17 protein-coding genes are annotated in these 15,390 nt (G+C 64.9%); 8 read left to right on the forward strand and 9 right to left on the reverse strand.

Annotated elements, in window-relative coordinates:
- Nucleotides 1–9: 9 nt before the first annotated feature.
- Nucleotides 10–753 carry a M48 family metallopeptidase gene (locus PSAL_RS16760; RefSeq protein ID WP_119838702.1) on the reverse strand — a complete coding sequence of 248 codons (744 nt, stop codon included), beginning with the start codon at nt 751–753 and terminating at the stop codon, nt 10–12.
- Between the two features lie 125 nt (nt 754–878).
- Between PSAL_RS16760 and PSAL_RS16765 the strand changes: the two genes are divergently transcribed.
- Nucleotides 879–1,127: a hypothetical protein gene (locus PSAL_RS16765; protein WP_119838703.1), complete on the forward strand. Its 249-nt coding sequence runs from the start codon at nt 879–881 to the stop codon at nt 1,125–1,127.
- A gap of 27 nt (nt 1,128–1,154) precedes the next feature.
- Here the strand turns inward: PSAL_RS16765 and PSAL_RS16770 are convergent, their stop codons facing one another.
- A complete protein-coding gene (locus tag PSAL_RS16770; protein ID WP_119838704.1) occupies nt 1,155–1,424 on the reverse strand; it encodes a DUF167 domain-containing protein in 270 nt (89 codons plus the stop codon).
- A 77-nt stretch (nt 1,425–1,501) separates the two neighbouring features.
- On the opposite strand from PSAL_RS16770, the gene PSAL_RS16775 reads away from it, so the two are divergent.
- The 3 genes from PSAL_RS16775 (at nt 1,502) to PSAL_RS16785 (ending at nt 3,987) form a co-directional block, all read left to right on the forward strand.
- Entirely contained in the window at nt 1,502–2,608 is a 1,107-nt protein-coding gene (locus PSAL_RS16775; RefSeq protein WP_119838705.1) for a class II histone deacetylase, read from the forward strand.
- 90 nt (nt 2,609–2,698) lie between these two features.
- Nucleotides 2,699–3,277, forward strand: coding sequence for a nitroreductase family protein (locus tag PSAL_RS16780; RefSeq protein WP_119838706.1), 579 nt, complete (start codon nt 2,699–2,701; stop codon nt 3,275–3,277).
- Entirely contained in the window at nt 3,262–3,987 is a 726-nt protein-coding gene (locus tag PSAL_RS16785) for an EI24 domain-containing protein (RefSeq protein ID WP_119838707.1), read from the forward strand. Before PSAL_RS16780 ends, PSAL_RS16785 begins: the two co-directional genes overlap by 16 nt.
- Before the next feature lie 43 nt (nt 3,988–4,030).
- Here the strand turns inward: PSAL_RS16785 and PSAL_RS16790 are convergent, their stop codons facing one another.
- Together PSAL_RS16790 and mce are read right to left on the reverse strand one after the other, a co-directional pair.
- Complete coding sequence (locus PSAL_RS16790) at nt 4,031–4,327, reverse strand: DUF1467 family protein (RefSeq protein ID WP_119838708.1); 297 nt, start codon at nt 4,325–4,327, stop codon at nt 4,031–4,033.
- Nucleotides 4,327–4,731 (reverse strand): methylmalonyl-CoA epimerase, encoded by a 405-nt coding sequence (gene mce, locus PSAL_RS16795; RefSeq protein ID WP_119838709.1) that lies wholly within the window; start codon nt 4,729–4,731, stop codon nt 4,327–4,329. Before mce ends, PSAL_RS16790 begins: the two co-directional genes overlap by 1 nt.
- A gap of 199 nt (nt 4,732–4,930) precedes the next feature.
- Here mce and PSAL_RS16800 point away from each other — a divergent pair, with 199 nt between their 5' ends.
- The gene (locus tag PSAL_RS16800; protein ID WP_119838710.1) at nt 4,931–5,638 is read left to right on the forward strand and encodes a response regulator; all 708 of its coding nucleotides are present in this window, start codon (nt 4,931–4,933) and stop codon (nt 5,636–5,638) included.
- A 71-nt stretch (nt 5,639–5,709) separates the two neighbouring features.
- On the opposite strand, the gene PSAL_RS16805 is transcribed toward PSAL_RS16800, so the two are convergent.
- From PSAL_RS16805 to PSAL_RS16815, 3 genes are all read right to left on the reverse strand, one after another.
- On the reverse strand, nt 5,710–6,321 hold the full coding sequence (locus PSAL_RS16805; protein WP_119838711.1) for an NAD(P)H-dependent oxidoreductase: 612 nt from the start codon (nt 6,319–6,321) through the stop codon (nt 5,710–5,712).
- Between the two features lie 113 nt (nt 6,322–6,434).
- A complete protein-coding gene (locus tag PSAL_RS16810; protein WP_119838712.1) occupies nt 6,435–6,986 on the reverse strand; it encodes a 2OG-Fe(II) oxygenase in 552 nt (183 codons plus the stop codon).
- A gap of 189 nt (nt 6,987–7,175) precedes the next feature.
- Nucleotides 7,176–8,834, reverse strand: coding sequence for an NAD+ synthase (locus PSAL_RS16815; RefSeq protein ID WP_119838768.1), 1,659 nt, complete (start codon nt 8,832–8,834; stop codon nt 7,176–7,178).
- Between the two features lie 178 nt (nt 8,835–9,012).
- Here PSAL_RS16815 and PSAL_RS16820 point away from each other — a divergent pair, with 178 nt between their 5' ends.
- Nucleotides 9,013–10,500: an MORN repeat-containing protein gene (locus PSAL_RS16820; RefSeq protein WP_119838713.1), complete on the forward strand. Its 1,488-nt coding sequence runs from the start codon at nt 9,013–9,015 to the stop codon at nt 10,498–10,500.
- Between the two features lie 92 nt (nt 10,501–10,592).
- Here PSAL_RS16820 and PSAL_RS16825 read toward each other — a convergent pair whose 3' ends face one another.
- A complete protein-coding gene (locus PSAL_RS16825; protein ID WP_119838714.1) occupies nt 10,593–11,333 on the reverse strand; it encodes a YebC/PmpR family DNA-binding transcriptional regulator in 741 nt (246 codons plus the stop codon).
- 291 nt (nt 11,334–11,624) lie between these two features.
- Here PSAL_RS16825 and PSAL_RS16830 point away from each other — a divergent pair, with 291 nt between their 5' ends.
- The gene (locus PSAL_RS16830) at nt 11,625–13,397 is read left to right on the forward strand and encodes an SLC13 family permease (protein ID WP_119838715.1); all 1,773 of its coding nucleotides are present in this window, start codon (nt 11,625–11,627) and stop codon (nt 13,395–13,397) included.
- A 162-nt stretch (nt 13,398–13,559) separates the two neighbouring features.
- Nucleotides 13,560–13,817, forward strand: a complete 258-nt coding sequence (locus tag PSAL_RS16835) for a DUF6455 family protein (RefSeq protein WP_119838716.1) — start codon at nt 13,560–13,562, stop codon at nt 13,815–13,817.
- Nucleotides 13,818–13,826: 9 nt separating this feature from the next.
- On the opposite strand, the gene rimO is transcribed toward PSAL_RS16835, so the two are convergent.
- The gene (rimO, locus tag PSAL_RS16840; protein WP_119838717.1) at nt 13,827–15,206 is read right to left on the reverse strand and encodes a 30S ribosomal protein S12 methylthiotransferase RimO; all 1,380 of its coding nucleotides are present in this window, start codon (nt 15,204–15,206) and stop codon (nt 13,827–13,829) included.
- Nucleotides 15,207–15,390 lie beyond the last annotated feature (184 nt).

Genomic DNA, 15,390 nt, shown 5'->3' on the forward strand with positions numbered 1-15,390 from the left:
CTCGGGTCCCTAGCAAAGCGTGAGGCCCTTCGGGCAGGCGCCAAGGCCAAGTGCGGCCTTCACGGCGGCCATCCGGTCCGCATTGGGCGGGTGAGTGCCAAGGAATTCCTGGCTCGGGTCCGGCAACCGGTCGAAATAAAGCGCGCCGATCAGCGGATCATAGCCAGCGGCCCTGGCGATCTGGGCGCCAAGGTAATCCGCGTCCAGTTCGAACTGCTTGGCATAGCTATGCGCGCCCAGGGCGGCGCCAAGTTCGCTTGCCCGGCGGATGCCGGTGCGGCTGGCCCCGGCCTGTGTCGCGGCCTGCTCATAGACGCGGGCCTGGGCCTCCGCATATTCCTGCTGCTTGGCCAGATGGTCGAGGATATGGTGCGAGGCCTCGTGGCTCATGACGAAAGCCAGCTCGTTCGGGTTCCGCATGTCGTCGATCAGCGCGATGGTGAAGATCAGCACCGGGTTGCCGTCCTTGTCGAGCGTCTGAAAGGCGTTGGCAGGCTGGCGTCGGCGGGTGTCGATGGCGATGCGGAAATCGCAATACGCGTCCTTGCGGAGGTTCCGGCACACCTGTTCGGCCACGGGTTCGACCGTATCGACGACCTCGGCAAACTGGCGGGCGGCGGCGTCATGGCTGATCTGGCCGGCAGTGGAGGCGTCAGGGGCGGCACCGCCCGGGGTAACGATCTCTTCGGGAAGGATCGCGCAGCCGGAAAGGGCCATCGTCCCGGCCAGGATCGCCGCCGTCCATGCCTTCATCTTGCCTGCCGCCCTTCGTTTTGCCTGCCCCACCCTAGCCGCTGGGCCTGGCGAAGGCAGCAGAAAATCCGGGCTTGAAGAAAAGTCGGATTTCCCGCGTTGCAGGAACGCGCTAGTCTGCCTTCATGTTTACCATCGAACACGAATTCGACTGCACCGTCGTGACCCTAGTGGATGACGGCCCCGCCCCCCTTCAGGAGGACGTGGTCATCAATGCTTTCGAGGAATGCATCACGGTCGAGCAATACGATGCCCGGCTGGACGAGATGCGTGTCGTCACCCTGTCGATGAGCCAGTTGCGGGATCTGAAGGCGGCGCTGAACCTGCCCGAGGGCAGCTATGTCCTCGCTCCGACGGCCCCGACGAAGGGCTGAGGCGGCTCGCCGGCCCCTTCGCGGCGCCTAGTCGAGGCGAAACACCTTGTCCCGCGCTTTCTGTCCCCGGATCAGCCGCAGGGACGTCGGCGGCACGCCAAGTGCCTTGGCCAGCATCCGGCGCACCGCGTCATTGGCCTTGCCATCCTGCGGGGTGGCGGTGGTGTAGACGCGCAGGCCCTCTTCTTCGGGTCCGGCGTCGGTGATCCGGTCCCGCGCGGCCTTCGGCGTCACGCGCAGCGCGATCTCTGCACCGGGGCGGGCCAGGTGCGACAGGTCAGGCGGTTTTGGGGCCATCGGAAATCCTTTCGCAGGCAGAGTTGCAGTCCCGCAGCGAAAAGGCCAGTCTGCCCGCGATTGCAGCGGAGGCACCAATGACACGGACGGGATTTTACTGGGACGAACGGTGTTTCTGGCATGCGGGGGGCAATTATGCCCTGACGATGCCGATCGGCGGATTTGTTCAGCCTCTGGCCGCCGGTGGTCTGCCCGAAAGCCCCGAAACCAAGCGCCGTCTGCGCAACCTGATGGAGGTCTCGGGGATCACCGCCGACCTGCACATGACCTCGGCCCCTGCGGCCAGTCACGAGGATCTGCGCCGCGTGCACCCGGAAAGCTATCTGAGGGATTTCAAGGCGATGTCCGACGCGGGCGGCGGAGAGCTTGGCCTGCGCACCCCCTTTGCCCAGGGCGGTTACGAGATCGCCGCGCTTTCTGCCGGTCTGGCCAGTCAGGCGCTGCTGGACGTGATGCAGGGCAAGCGGCGCAATGCCTATGCCCTGTCGCGCCCGCCGGGGCATCATTGCCTGCCCGACTGGCCCAATGGCTTCTGCCTGATGGCCAATATCGCCATCGCCATCGAAGCCGCCCAGGCGCGCGGGCTGGCGGGGCGGGTCGCGGTCATCGACTGGGACGTGCACCACGGCAATGGCACGGAACATATCTATTACGAGCGGGACGATGTGCTGACGATTTCGCTGCATCAGGAACGCAACTATCCGCTGGATACCGGCGATACTGCCGACCGGGGGCGCGGGGCCGGGCTGGGCTGCAACATCAACCTGCCGCTGCCGCCGGGCACCGGGCACAAGGGCTATCTTCAGACGATGGAGCGGATCGTGCTGCCCGCCGTCGACGCCTTTGCGCCTGACGTGATCATTGTTGCCTGCGGGTTCGATGCCGGGATCTATGATCCCATCGCGCGGATGCTTTGCACGGCCGAGACGTTCGGCGCGATGACGCGGCAGGTCATGGATCTGGCCGACAGGCTTTGCGACGGTCGCCTGCTGCTGGTGCACGAAGGCGGCTATTCCGAAGCCTATGTGCCCTTCTGCGGGCACCGGGTGATGGAGGTCCTTTCTGGCTCGAAGCACGTCGTGCCCGATCCAATGGCGGCCACCGTGGCGCAGCGCCAGCCGGGGGCGCGGTTCGATGCCTTCCTGACCGGCTGGATCGACGATCTGGCCGAAGCGGTGCTGTGACGACCGTGCCGTTCTGCCAATCACGGTGGTCACCCCGTTGAATTCACCGCGCAAAACCCCGATATCAGTCGCGACCAAACGGAGAACCTCATGCCAGATCCCAACCCGGCGGCGCTCGAATTCCTGCTGACCCGCCGTTCGCGGCCCGCAAAGACGCTGAAGGCCCCCGGTCCCGACCGGGCTGCCCTTGAGCCGCTGCTGAAGGCCGCCCTGCGCACGCCGGATCACGGCAAGCTTGAGCCCTGGCGCCTTGTGGTCATCGAAGGCGCGGCCTTCCCGAGGCTGGCCGAACTGGCCGAAACGCGGGGCCGCGCGCTTGGCAAGGACGATGCCGCGCTGGCCAAGGGGCGCCAGCAGTTCGACCAGGGCATCCTTGCGGTGGCCGTGATCGAAAGCCCGAAGGACCACCCCAATGTGCCCGAGCTAGAGCAGACCTATTCCGCCGGCGCTGTTTGCCTTGCGTTGCTGAACGCTGCGCTTGCGGCGGGCTGGGGGGCGAACTGGCTTAGCGGCTGGCCGTCCCATGACCGGGGTTTCATGGAGCAGGGCCTTGGCCTTGCCGCCCATGAACGTATCGCCGGTTTCATACATATCGCCACCGAAACCAATGCCGCGCCGGAACGGCCGCGCCCGGATCTGGAAAGCATGACCACATGGATTTCGGACTGATCCTGTCGTCCTTTGGCCGCGCCCTTGGCCAGATCGGAGACCCCCGGTTCCGCCGTGTCCTGTTCCTGGGCATCGGGTTGACCATTGCGCTGCTGATCGCGGTGACGGCTGCGGTCATGTGGGGGCTGGGTTGGCTGGTGGGCGAAGATGCCTCGCTGCCCTGGATTGGCAATCTGCGCTGGCTTGATGATGCGGCCAGCGTCGGGGGCTTCTTTGCCATGTCGGTGCTGTCGGTCTTCCTGATGGTGCCGGTCGCCTCGGCGATCAGTTCGCTGTTCCTCGAAGAGGTCGCGGATGCGGTCGAGGACGAACATTACCCCTGGCTGCCCGATGTTCCGGGCACGCCGATCGTCGACACGGTGATCGACACACTGGGCTTCACCGGGGTGCTGATCCTGGCCAATGTCCTGGCGCTGATCCTGTACCTGATCTTTGCGCCTCTGGCGCCGCTGATCTTCTGGGGGATGAACGGGTTTCTGTTGGGGCGGGAATATTTCACCCTTGCCGCCATGCGCCGCGAAGGGCGCGAAGGGGCCCGGCGGATGCGCGGGCGCCACATGGCAACGATCTGGGCCGCCGGTATCCTGATGGCGATCCCGCTGACCGTGCCCTTCCTGAACCTGGTGATCCCAATTCTGGGCGCGGCAACCTTTACCCATATCTACAATGGTATCGCCGCCGATCACCGGGCCGACCCGCAAGGGGCCTGAGCGACCCGCCGGGCCGCCGCGCTGCGCCCCGGTGCCTGCCTTGCTAGCAGGTCGAGGTGTAAAGGCAGCCTTCCGGGCCCATCCGGTGGAAGAAATCCAGATCCGCCACGGTGACCCAGCCCGACAGGATGATTCCCGCCACGATGGCGAAAAGCACGGTGGTGATGCCGGTGGTGATCCAGATCTTGATCTTCAGATAATGATGTTCCGGCGCGCCTGATTGAGTGCCGGGCGTCACCTTGCCCATGTCCTGCTGGGTGCGCAGCCGCACCGGCACCACGCAAAGCAGGGTCAGCCACCAGATGACGGCGTATAGAACGATGGCCGATGTAATGCCCATCAGACTTGCTCCAATTCGACAAGGCAGCCGTTGAAATCCTTCGGATGCAGGAACAGAACCGGCTTGCCATGGGCACCGATCTTCGGCTCTCCGCTGCCCAGCACGCGGGCGCCGCTTTCCACCAGTTTATCGCGGGCGGCCAGGATATCTTCGACCTCGTAGCAGACATGGTGGATGCCGCCGGCCGGGTTCTTGTCGAGGAAGCCGCGGATCGGGCTGTCGGGACCCAGCGGATAGAGCAGCTCGATCTTGGTATTGGGCAGGGTGATGAAGACCACGGTCACCCCATGATCCGGCTCGTCCTGAGGCGCGCCGACGTCCGCGCCAAGCGTGTCGCGGTATTGCGCCGCTGCCGCGTCGAGATCCGGCACGGCGATGGCCAGGTGGTTCAGTCGTCCGATCATGTGTCCATCCAGGTGATTCTTCCCCGAAGCAGATCCTAGCACAGGGGCCGCCCCCGCCGTAAGCGAGCCCGCCAGCGACCCCACGCCGCAAGGGGCGGCGGGTCACGGGGATGGCAGCGATTAACGATGCATTAGCCAGGCTGACCTAGGCTTTCCCTGTCGCCGAATGCGAATCCCCCTCAGCTATCGAGGACAGAAAATGGACCCTCTTGAAACGCTTGCTGCGCCGACTGCCAGCCGCCCGATGCTCGGGATGACCGTGCTGGTGGTGGAAGACAGCCTTTATGCCTCAGAAGCCCTGCGATTGCTCTGTCTGCGCTCCGGCGCCAGAATCAGGCGGGCCGATTGCCTGCGCTCGGCGCGACGACATCTGCAGGTTTACCGCCCCTCGGCGCTGATCGTGGACCTGGGCCTGCCGGACGGCTCGGGGGCTGAGCTGATACAGGACCTCTCCCGTGCCACGCCCAAGGTCAGCGTCATCGCGGCGGTTTCGGGTGATCCCGGTGCCGAGGACCTGGCGATGGCGGCGGGGGCGGATTGCTTCATGTCCAAGCCGCTGACCAGCATCGCAAAATTCCAGACCACGATATTGGCGCATATGCCGCCAGAGTATCGTCTGACCGGACCGCGCCCAATTCGCGATGACCAGGTTGAACCGGATCCAATCGCCTATCTCGACGATGTGGCCCATGCGGCCGAAATCCTGCCGGATGCCGGGCAGGAGGAGGTGCTGAGTTATCTGGTGCAATTTGTCAGAGGCATCGCGCATTGCGCCGATGATGCGGCGCTTCTTGCGGCAATTGGCCGGCTGGAACGTGCGCGCAAGGGGGATCTGTCGCTGCGGTCCGAACTGGCCGCACTTGGCGGCGTCCTGCAGGAACGGGTCGGCAGCCGGTTGGCGATCTGACAGGGCGGCCTTTCGCGCAAACGGCATTGCCCCCGGCTGCCATTTGACAACCGGGGGCAGGTCTGGCGGGGTCAGGCGGTTTCGATCGACGGCGCCGCGATCCGGGCGGTCACATCGACCAGGCGTTTGGCCTGATGGGCGACGGCGGCCTTGCCAGCCTCGTTGAATTCACCGGCCTTGGCGGAGAAACCATAAGGATTGCCACCGGCGGCCCCGATTGATTCATCCGTATAGCCCGGTGCCACGATGATCGCGCCCCAGTGCATCAGGGTCGGGTAGAAACCGAGCAGGGTGCCTTCCATCCCGCCATGCAGGTTCCCGGCCGAGGTCGTGGCCGTGATCGTCTTGTTGATCAGCTTGCCCTGGCCCCAGACACCGCCAAGGGTGTCGATGAAGGCGCGTACCTGGCTGGGTGCCGCGCCGAAACGGGTTGGAAAGCTGAAGAAATACCCATCGGCCCAGGCCATGTCATCGGGCGTGACGACGGGCAGATCCTGCACCTTTTCGGCCTGCGCCTTCCAGGCGTCCTGGGTGTCGATGACGGCTTGCGGCGCGGTTTCCGCGACCCGCAGCAGGCGGACCTCGGCGCCGGCTCCGCGGGCGGCGCGGGCGGCTTCTTCGGCGACGGCGTGGTTGGTGCCATAGGTGGAATAGAAGATGACGGCGATCTTGGGCGTGCTCATGAGGGCTCCGTTCTGCATTTCATGCGTTTCGAATTGCCCCGAAGCTAGTCCGGTCACGGTGATCTGACGATTGGCGCTGGCGCATGTCATCTGTGCGTGCCCGCACGAAACCACTAGCGGAATGCCGGACCGTGCGCCCAAACCGTCAACGAAACGCGCTCTCCTTCCGTCACGGGTGTGACCCTGTGCAGCGCGAAAGAGGGGAACAGCACCGCCGTCCCCGGCTCCAGCGGTGCCGAGCGGATATGCGAATCTATCCACATTTCCAGCGTCCCGCCGGCATAGGCACCAGAGTCCGCAAGTTGCGTGACCAGCGTCAGCTTGCGTCGCGCGGCCAGGGGGCCGCCGCCGATATCCGCGTGCCAGTCGAAATGCCCCTGCCGGTCGGCGCCATAGCGCGCCAGCTGCGGGCTTTCGGCGAAATCCTGCAGGTCGAAATCAAAGGTCTCGCGGTTGGCCACCCGCACGAGGTCGATCAGCCGGTCCATGACCCAGCCGGTGTCGGGCACATCGTCCAGCCAGACCAGTTCGGCGCGCCGCATGTTGTGGTCGCGGGTCTGCCCGACAAGGCCGGCGTCCCGTGCGGGTGCCTCGTGGGCAATGCTGCGCAGGGTCGCGCATTCGGTGGGGGAAAAGGCGTCGGGGACGATATGCAGGGCGATCATCGCGGGGGGGATCCTTGGCAGCGCGCCGCGCGAAAGGGCGGGGCAAGGCCCCGTCCGCCGCGGCGGGAGACTGCGCTTAGACCGGATCGGGCGGTCCCGCTGCGGAAATTGCGACGCCCTGTGTGTCGCATTCATGCTGCTTTACCCACGGGCGGGCGTCGTTCAGATCACCGTCCGAACGCGGCAGGCCTAGCCGGGATCGCGCCAGCGGTTGGCAATCGGGTAGCGGCGATCCAGCCAGAAGGCGCGCTTGGTCAGCCGGGTGCCCGGAGCGGACTGAAAGCGCTTGTACTCACTCAGGTAAATCAGCCGTTCGATCTTTTTGGCGTCGTCGTGATCATAGCCCGCCGCGACACAATCCGCGATAGACCCGTCCTGATCCACCAGCAGATCCAGAATACCGTCCAGTACTGGATAATCGGGAAGGGAATCGCTGTCCTTCTGGTCCGGGCGCAGCTCTGCCGAGGGGGGCTTGGTGATGATCCGCTCGGGGATGACGGCGCCTGCGGGGCCGGCCATCCAGGGCCGGTGATTGGCATTGCGCCAGCGGCATTGTTCAAAGACCCGCGTCTTGTAGAGATCCTTGATCGGGTTGTAGCCGCCTGCCATGTCGCCATAGATCGTGGCATAACCGACCGCGACCTCGGACTTGTTGCCGGTGGTCAGCAGCATTTCCCCGAACTTGTTCGACATGGCCATCAAAAGCAGCCCGCGCAGGCGGGACTGGATGTTTTCCTCGGTCAGGTCGGGGTCATGGCCTTCGAACAACGGCGCCAGGGTCTCGGTCACCGCATCGCGCCCCTTCGAGATCGGGACGTTGTCGAGCCGCGTGCCAAGGGCGCGGGCCAGCGCCTCGGCATCCTCGAGCGATTCGGGCGAGGTATATTCCGAGGGCAGCATGACGCAGCGCACATTCTGCGGGCCAAGCGCATCGGCGGCGATGGTCGCCACGATGGCGGAATCGATCCCGCCCGACAGCCCCAGAAGCACCTTTCTGAAGCCGGTCTTGGCGCAGTAGTCGCGCAAGGATTCGACCATGGCGCGATAATCCTGCTCCCAGGTGTCGGGCACCGGCGCGAAATCGCCGGTCGCGATGCGCCAGCCGTCGGGGCCGCGTTCCAGGTCGATCTGGGCCAGACCTTCGTCGAAGACCGGCATGTGAAAGGCCAGCTTGCCGCCGGGGTTCAGGCCAAAGCTGCCGCCGTCAAAGACCTGATCGTCCTGACCACCCACCATGTTGAGGTAGATCAGCGGCAGGCCGGTTTCGACCACGCGGGACACCATGTGGTTGTAGCGGGTCTCCAGCTTGCCCCGGTAATAGGGCGATCCGTTCGGCACCAGCAGGAATTCCGCGCCGGTTTCGGCCAGGGTCTCGGCCACTTCGGGGTGCCAGGCGTCTTCGCAGATCGGCGAGCCGATCCGGGTATTGCCGACCGCATAGGGGCCGCCAAGCGCGCCGCTGTCATAAAGCCGTACCTCGTCGAACACGGTTTCATTCGGCAGATCGTGCTTCAGCACCCGCGAAACGACCCGACCACCGCGACAGATATGATAGGCGTTATATAGCGAGGCACCCTCGATCCAGGGGCCGCCGATGGCCAGTGTCGGCCCATCGGCGCATTGCGCGGCCAGGGCGTCGATCGCGGCGATGGCGGTCTGGTGGAAGACCGGCTTTTCGACCAGATCCTGCGTGTTGTAGCCGGTGATGAACATCTCGGGCAGGGCGACCAGGTCGGCGCCTGCCTCGCGGCCGGACTGCCAGGCGGCAAAAGCCTTGGCGGCATTGCCTTCGATATCCCCGACGCTGGGGTTGAGCTGGGCCAGGGTAATGCGGAACCGGTCTGCCATGGGCTTCCCTTCTTCGGGCTTTCCTCGGGTTTCCGTCTGCTTAGCGGCCCCGGGCCACAAGGGAAAGGCGATTTGGCGAAACCCGTTGCCCCGGCTTTTCGCCTCGCATAGGTTTTCGGCCAGACGGGCAAGCTCGGACCGCGGGTCCAGCCAGCCTTTTGGGCTGACGGGAGGCATGATGGCACGGAAGCGGTTGATCCTGGGTGCGGTGGCGACATTGCTTGCGCTTGCCCCGGTGCTGGAAACGGCGCGGGCGCAGGACAGTGGCGTCCGCACCAAGCAATACGAAGACGGCGGCGTCTATGAAGGCCAGTTCCAGGGCGGGCTTCAGCATGGGCAGGGCAGCTATCGCCTGCCCAATGGCTATGAATATACCGGGGAATGGGTCGAAGGCGAAATTCGCGGCGAAGGCCGCGCGCGCTTCCCCAATGGCTCGGTCTACGAGGGCCAGTTCGCCAAGGGCAAACCCGAAGGGCTGGGCAAGATCACCTTTGCCGATGGCGGCACCTACGAAGGCACCTGGGAGGACGGCAAGATCACCGGCTCCGGCATCGCCGCCTATGCCAATGGCACCCGCTACGAGGGCAGTTTCCTGAATGCCAAGCATCACGGCAAGGGCCGGATGGAGATGGCGGACGGCTACGCCTACGAAGGCGATTGGGTCAACGGCATCAAGGAAGGCAGCGGCAAGATCACCTTCCCCGACGGGGCGACCTACGAAGGGGAGCTGCGCGGTGGGGAACGGCAGGGCGAAGGCAGCCTGATCCTGCCCGATGGTTTCCGCTATTCCGGCGACTGGGATCAGGGCCGGATGACAGGCAAGGGCAAGCTGACACAGCCCAACGGCGATATCTACGAAGGCGATCTTGTCGATGGTGTCCGTCAGGGCCAGGGCCGCGTCACCTATGCCAATGGCGACATCTACGAAGGCGGCTTTGACGCCGACACGCGCGATGGCGATGGCCGGTTCACCGGCGCTGATGGCTATCGCTATGCCGGGGTCTGGAGCGACGACAAGATCGCCGGGCAGGGCGAGGTGACCTTCCCCGATGGCTCCGTCTATGTCGGAGAGATGGCCGATGGGCTGGCCGATGGGACGGGCAAGATTACCTATCCGGACGGCGCGACCTATGAAGGCGGCTGGAGCGGCGGCGTGATCGAAGGCGACGGCAAGGCGACCTTCCCCAATGGCGTGACCTACACCGGCCATTTCAGCGCGGCACAGAATGACGGCTACGGCGTGCTGACCCATGCGGATGGCTATCGCTACGAAGGCGATTGGGTCGCGGGCCAGCGTCAGGGTCAGGGCCGGGCGGTCTTTCCCGGCGGGATGATCTACGAAGGCGGTTTTGTCGACGGGCTGCGCGAAGGTCAGGGCAAGATCACGATGCCCGACGGCTTCACCTACGACGGCGGCTGGAAGGCCGGTGAGATGACCGGAGAGGGCATCGCAACCTACGCCAATGGCGACGTCTACGAAGGCAGTTTCGATCAGGGCCGCCGCCATGGGCAGGGCACCCTGACCTATGCCACCGGCGAAATCGCCTCGGGGCGCTGGGTGAACGGGGCGCTGGATGTGCCGGAAGAGGATCCTGATGCCGCCGCCGAAAGCGAAGCGGTTCCGGAGGATGCAACCGACCCCGAAGCGGGCGCGGCGACTGAATAGTCGTCGGCCGGGACGAAGTTTGAACATCCATAGACGAAAAAGGCCGGGGAATCGCCCCCGGCCTTGTCAGTCTGTCTGCCTGTCAGGTCGGATCAGAGCTGTTCCATCACCGCATCATCGGCTTCGAAGTTCGCCGTGACGCGTTGCACGTCATCGTCGTCTTCCAGCGCGTCGATCAGCTTCATCAGCTTCTGCATGCCTTCAAGGTCCATCTCGGTCGAGGTGGTGGGCTTCCAGACCAGCTTGGTCGAATCGCTTTCGCCAAGCGCCTCTTCCAGAGCCGTGGCGACATCGTTCAGATCCGTGTCCGCGCACCAGATGACATGGCCGTCTTCCGAGCTTTCGACATCTTCGGCGCCGGCTTCGATCGCGGCCATCATGACCGTATCCGCATCTCCGACCGAGGCCGGATAGACCACTTCGCCCTTGCGATCGAACATGAAGGCGACCGACCCGGTTTCCCCCAGGTTGCCGCCGTTCTTGGAAAAGGTCGAGCGAACGCTGGATGCGGTCCGGTTGCGGTTGTCGGTCATCGCCTCGACGATGACAGCCACACCGTTCGGGCCGTAGCCTTCGTAGCGGATCTCTTCGTAGTCATCGCCATCGCCAGCCTGCGATTTCTTGATCGCGCGGTCGATCACGTCCTTGGAGACGGATTGCGACTTGGCTTCCTTGACTGCCATCCGCAGGCGCGGGTTCTTGTCGGGGTCCGGATCGCCCATTTTTGCGGCGACCGTGATCTCCTTGGAGAGTTTCGAGAACAGCTTCGACCGGGCGGCGTCTTGCCGCCCCTTGCGGTGCTGGATGTTCGCCCATTTTGAGTGGCCGGCCATCAGGGCCTCCTGATCGTGTAAGAATTGCGTCGCGTCCCTATACGGCAGCAGGGGCCTTACCTGCAAGGGTGCCTGCAAATCCTGCAGGGGGATGGGGCGTGGTCGGGCTGGTTGAAGCCGGGATTTCGTTCATCAGGGGGCATCGGGAGGTCGTTCCGCCCGCAGTGCCGCCGACGCGGGCGCGGGCGGCGGTCCTGCCCGGACCAGGCTTGCGGCAGGGGGCCTTTACGGAAAGACGCGCCGGCCACGATATTCACGTGACCTTCGCCTTGCGCGCGCTACTGTCCGGCAATGACATTAGACCAGATCATCCTGTTTTCGCTTTTCATTGCGGTCTTCGCCCTGCTTCTCTGGGGGCGCTGGCGGTATGACATCGTCGCCTTCACCGCGCTGATGGTGGGGGTGGCGACGGGTGTCGTTCCCTATGAACAGGCGTTTTCCGGGTTCGGGCACGAGGCCACCCTGATCGTCGGGCTTGTGCTGGTGATCTCGGCCGGGCTGGTCCATTCCGGCGCGGTCTATCTGATCACCCGGACGCTGCTGGATTCGGGGCGCAAGCTGGGCGCGCATATCGCCATCATGGGCGGGATCGGCGCGGTGCTTTCGGCCTTCATGAACAACGTGGCGGCGCTGGGGTTGCTGATGCCGGTCGACATGCAGGCCGCGCAGAAGGCCGGACGGTCGCCCAGTCTGTCTCTGATGCCGCTCAGTTTCGCCACGATCCTCGGGGGCATGGCGACACTGATCGGCACGCCGCCCAATATCATCATCTCCTCCGTCCGGGCCGAGGCGCTGGATGCGCCCTATTCGATGTTCGATTTTGCCCCGGTCGGTGGCATCACGGCACTGATCGGGCTGGGTTTCGTCGCCCTGATCGGCTGGCGCCTGATCCCGCAGCCCGAGGACGGCCGCCTGACCGCCAAGGAGTTGGCGCAATATGTCGCCGAGCTGACCGTGCCCGAGGACAGCAAGCTGATCGGCAAGCGCGTCTTTGAACTGCAGGAAGACGCGGAAAAGGCCGATGTCGCGATCATCGGCCTGATCCGGGCGGGCAAGCGGCTGTATGGTTCGGCCCGCAATACGCGGCTTGAGGCAGGCGATGCGCTGGTGCTGGAAGCGGTGCCCGAAGCGCTGGATGAACTCCGCTCGTCGCTGTCGCTGGCCTTTTCCGATGAACGCCGCGAGGAGTTGCTGGTCGCGGGGGGCGAGGGGCTGGATATCCTTGAACTGGTCGTGCCGGGGGATTCCCGGATCACCGGCAAGACGGCGCAGGGCATCGGCCTCAGCTGGCGGCAGCGCGCCGTCCTGATGGGGATTTCCCGCCAAGGCCGCCGCATCACCCGAGAGGTCCGCAAGACAGAGGTCCAGCCGGGCGATCTGTTGCTGTTGCTGGTGCCCAAGGATCAGGGCGGGGTAATCGCGGACTGGCTCGGCTGCCTGACGCTGGCGGATCGGGGCCTTGCGGTGACCGACAATACCAAGACCTGGCTGGCTATCGGCATGTTCGCCGCCGCCGTGGCGGCTGCCAGCTTCGGCCTGATGCATCTGCCGATCGCGCTTGGCTTCGTGGTGGTGGCCTACCTGCTGCTGCGCATCGTGCCCCTGCAGGATCTCTATACCTCGGTGGAATGGCCGGTGATCGTGCTTCTGGGCTCGATGATCCCACTTGGCACCGCGCTGGAAAGCTCCGGAGGGACGGAGCTGATCGCTCATGGCCTCGTGTCGCTGACCAACGGCTGGCCGGCCTGGGCCATCCTGACCGCGCTGATGGTGGTCACGATGACCCTGTCGGATGTGCTGAACAACACCGCCACGACCATCGTCGCCGCACCCATCGGAATTTCCATGGCCGCGAGCCTGGGCGTTTCGGCCGACCCCTTCTTGATGGCGGTGGCCATCGCGGCCAGCTCGGCCTTCCTGACGCCCATCGGGCACAAGAACAATACGCTGATCCTTGGCCCCGGCGGCTACAGCTTTGGCGACTACTGGCGCATGGGCCTGCCGTTGGAGATCCTGGTGGTCGCCGTCTCCATCCCGCTGATCCTGGTGTTCTGGCCGCTGTGACGACGCTCAGGGGGGCCTCCCTGCTCATATCCTGAGCACCTCGGGCGCGCTTGTCGGCCGCGCCGCGCCAATTTGATCCTGATCAAGGCGGGGCCCCTTTGGCGGTCCATAGCCTGATGGGCAGAAAGGCCGGAAACGGCCCTCGCGTACAGGAGACGACCGATGAAACCGCTTGGCGACCCGAACGAACATTACTGGCGCGTCCAGCGCATGGCGAAGGCGGTCGGCTCGGATCTGGCCGCAGCCCAAACCGAAGGACGCCTATCCGACCAGGACTGGGCCGATATGGTCACGCGTTGCCGGGGCTGCTCGGTGACCTGCGCCTGCAGCGACTGGCTGGACCGGGCCGAGATGGACGGGCGGACCCGAGACAGCGCCATCCCCGGCTGCGAGAACAAGCTGGTCTTCCCAAAGCTCTGACAGGTCGCGTCAGGCGTCCTGAATGCGGCCCCATAGATCGTATTCCCCGGCTTCATCCACCTCGACCGTGACAATATCGCCGGGTTTCAGCGTCTCGTGGCCTTCGTCGATGAACAGGTTGCCGTCGATCTCGGGGGCATCGCCCTTTGTGCGGCAGGTGGCGGCATCTGCGTCGACCTCGTCCACGATGACATCGATCACCTTGCCGACCTTGGCGGCCAGCTTGGCCTCGGAAATCGTCTGAGCCTTCTCCATGAAGCGATCCCAGCGTTCCTGCTTCAGCTCCGCGGGGATATGGTCGGGCAGATCACTGGATCGCGCACCGGCGACGTTCTCGTACTGGAAACAGCCCACGCGATCGAGCTGAGCTTCGTCCAGCCAGTCGAGCAGGTAGTCGAATTCGGCCTCGGTTTCGCCCGGATAGCCGACGATGAAAGTCGAGCGCAGGGTGATATCCGGGCAATCAGAGCGCCAGGCAGCGATTTCGTCCAGGGTGCGGGCACTTGCAGCAGGACGCGCCATGCGTTTCAGCACCTCGGGGTGGCCGTGCTGGAAGGGGATGTCAAGGTAGGGCAGCACCAGACCATCGGCCATCAGCGGGATCAGGTTACGCACATGCGGATAGGGATAGACGTAGTGCAGCCGGACCCAGGCGCCGAGGGAGCCGAGGTCGCGCGCCAGATCGGTGATATGGGCGCGGTGGCCGCGGTCTTCGGCATGCTTGATATCAACGCCGTAGGCCGAGGTGTCCTGGCTGATGACCAGCAATTCCTTCACCCCCGCCTCGACCAGCTTTTCGGCCTCGCGGACCACGGCATGGGCGGGGCGGCTGGTAAGTCGTCCGCGCATGTCGGGGATGATGCAGAACTTGCACTTGTGATTGCAGCCCTCTGAAATCTTCAGATAGCTGTAATGCCGCGGTGTGAGGCTGACGCCGGAAGCAGGCAGCAGATCGACAAAGGGATCCGGGCTTGGCGGTACGGCCCTGTGCACCGCGTCGAGGACCTGTTCGTATTGATGCGGTCCGGTGACCGCGAGAACCTTGGGGTGGGCGCCAGTGATGAACTCCGGCTCGGCCCCGAGGCAGCCAGTGACGATGACCCGCCCGTTCGCCGACAGCGCTTCTCCGATCGCATCGAGGCTTTCGGCCTTGGCGCTGTCGAGAAAGCCGCAGGTGTTCACGATGACCGCGTCGGCGCCGGAATAATCCGGGCTGATCGCATAGCCTTCGGCACGCAGCCGGGTCAGGATCCGCTCGCTGTCGACAAGGGCCTTGGGACAGCCGAGGCTGACCATACCGAGGGCGGGCTGGCCTGCCCGGCGCGTCCCGCTGCCAAATTGCGGCGCGGGGGCGAGGTCGGGGCGTAGGTCTGGCGGGTTCTGGGACATGAGGTGCCTATAGAGCGAATCGGTGGCTTTGGGAATTGGGTGTGATCACCGTGGGAAACCGTGTTGGGCAAAGGGGCGCTGCCCCTTCTTGCCCCCGTGCCGGTGGCAATTCATCCCCGGAGTATTTCCGGCCAGATGAGCGAGCCCGGATGGCTTCGTTGGATCGACGGCGCTACAGCGTGCG

The sequence above is a fragment of the Pseudooceanicola algae genome (assembly GCF_003590145.2).
Classification (GTDB): domain Bacteria; phylum Pseudomonadota; class Alphaproteobacteria; order Rhodobacterales; family Rhodobacteraceae; genus Pseudooceanicola; species Pseudooceanicola algae.

What these genes read in the sequence shown, in the direction of transcription:
- PSAL_RS16760 (WP_119838702.1), bottom strand. Translation starts at nt 753, where the DNA reads ATGAAGGCATGGACGGCGGCGATCCTGGCCGGGACGATGGCCCTTTCC.
- PSAL_RS16765 (WP_119838703.1), top strand. Translation starts at nt 879, where the DNA reads ATGTTTACCATCGAACACGAATTCGACTGCACCGTCGTGACCCTAGTG.
- PSAL_RS16770 (WP_119838704.1), bottom strand. Translation starts at nt 1,424, where the DNA reads ATGGCCCCAAAACCGCCTGACCTGTCGCACCTGGCCCGCCCCGGTGCA.
- PSAL_RS16775 (WP_119838705.1), top strand. Translation starts at nt 1,502, where the DNA reads ATGACACGGACGGGATTTTACTGGGACGAACGGTGTTTCTGGCATGCG.
- PSAL_RS16780 (WP_119838706.1), top strand. Translation starts at nt 2,699, where the DNA reads ATGCCAGATCCCAACCCGGCGGCGCTCGAATTCCTGCTGACCCGCCGT.
- PSAL_RS16785 (WP_119838707.1), top strand. Translation starts at nt 3,262, where the DNA reads ATGGATTTCGGACTGATCCTGTCGTCCTTTGGCCGCGCCCTTGGCCAG.
- PSAL_RS16790 (WP_119838708.1), bottom strand. Translation starts at nt 4,327, where the DNA reads ATGGGCATTACATCGGCCATCGTTCTATACGCCGTCATCTGGTGGCTG.
- mce (WP_119838709.1), bottom strand. Translation starts at nt 4,731, where the DNA reads ATGATCGGACGACTGAACCACCTGGCCATCGCCGTGCCGGATCTCGAC.
- PSAL_RS16800 (WP_119838710.1), top strand. Translation starts at nt 4,931, where the DNA reads ATGGACCCTCTTGAAACGCTTGCTGCGCCGACTGCCAGCCGCCCGATG.
- PSAL_RS16805 (WP_119838711.1), bottom strand. Translation starts at nt 6,321, where the DNA reads ATGAGCACGCCCAAGATCGCCGTCATCTTCTATTCCACCTATGGCACC.
- PSAL_RS16810 (WP_119838712.1), bottom strand. Translation starts at nt 6,986, where the DNA reads ATGATCGCCCTGCATATCGTCCCCGACGCCTTTTCCCCCACCGAATGC.
- PSAL_RS16815 (WP_119838768.1), bottom strand. Translation starts at nt 8,834, where the DNA reads ATGGCAGACCGGTTCCGCATTACCCTGGCCCAGCTCAACCCCAGCGTC.
- PSAL_RS16820 (WP_119838713.1), top strand. Translation starts at nt 9,013, where the DNA reads ATGGCACGGAAGCGGTTGATCCTGGGTGCGGTGGCGACATTGCTTGCG.
- PSAL_RS16825 (WP_119838714.1), bottom strand. Translation starts at nt 11,333, where the DNA reads ATGGCCGGCCACTCAAAATGGGCGAACATCCAGCACCGCAAGGGGCGG.
- PSAL_RS16830 (WP_119838715.1), top strand. Translation starts at nt 11,625, where the DNA reads ATGACATTAGACCAGATCATCCTGTTTTCGCTTTTCATTGCGGTCTTC.
- PSAL_RS16835 (WP_119838716.1), top strand. Translation starts at nt 13,560, where the DNA reads ATGAAACCGCTTGGCGACCCGAACGAACATTACTGGCGCGTCCAGCGC.
- rimO (WP_119838717.1), bottom strand. Translation starts at nt 15,206, where the DNA reads ATGTCCCAGAACCCGCCAGACCTACGCCCCGACCTCGCCCCCGCGCCG.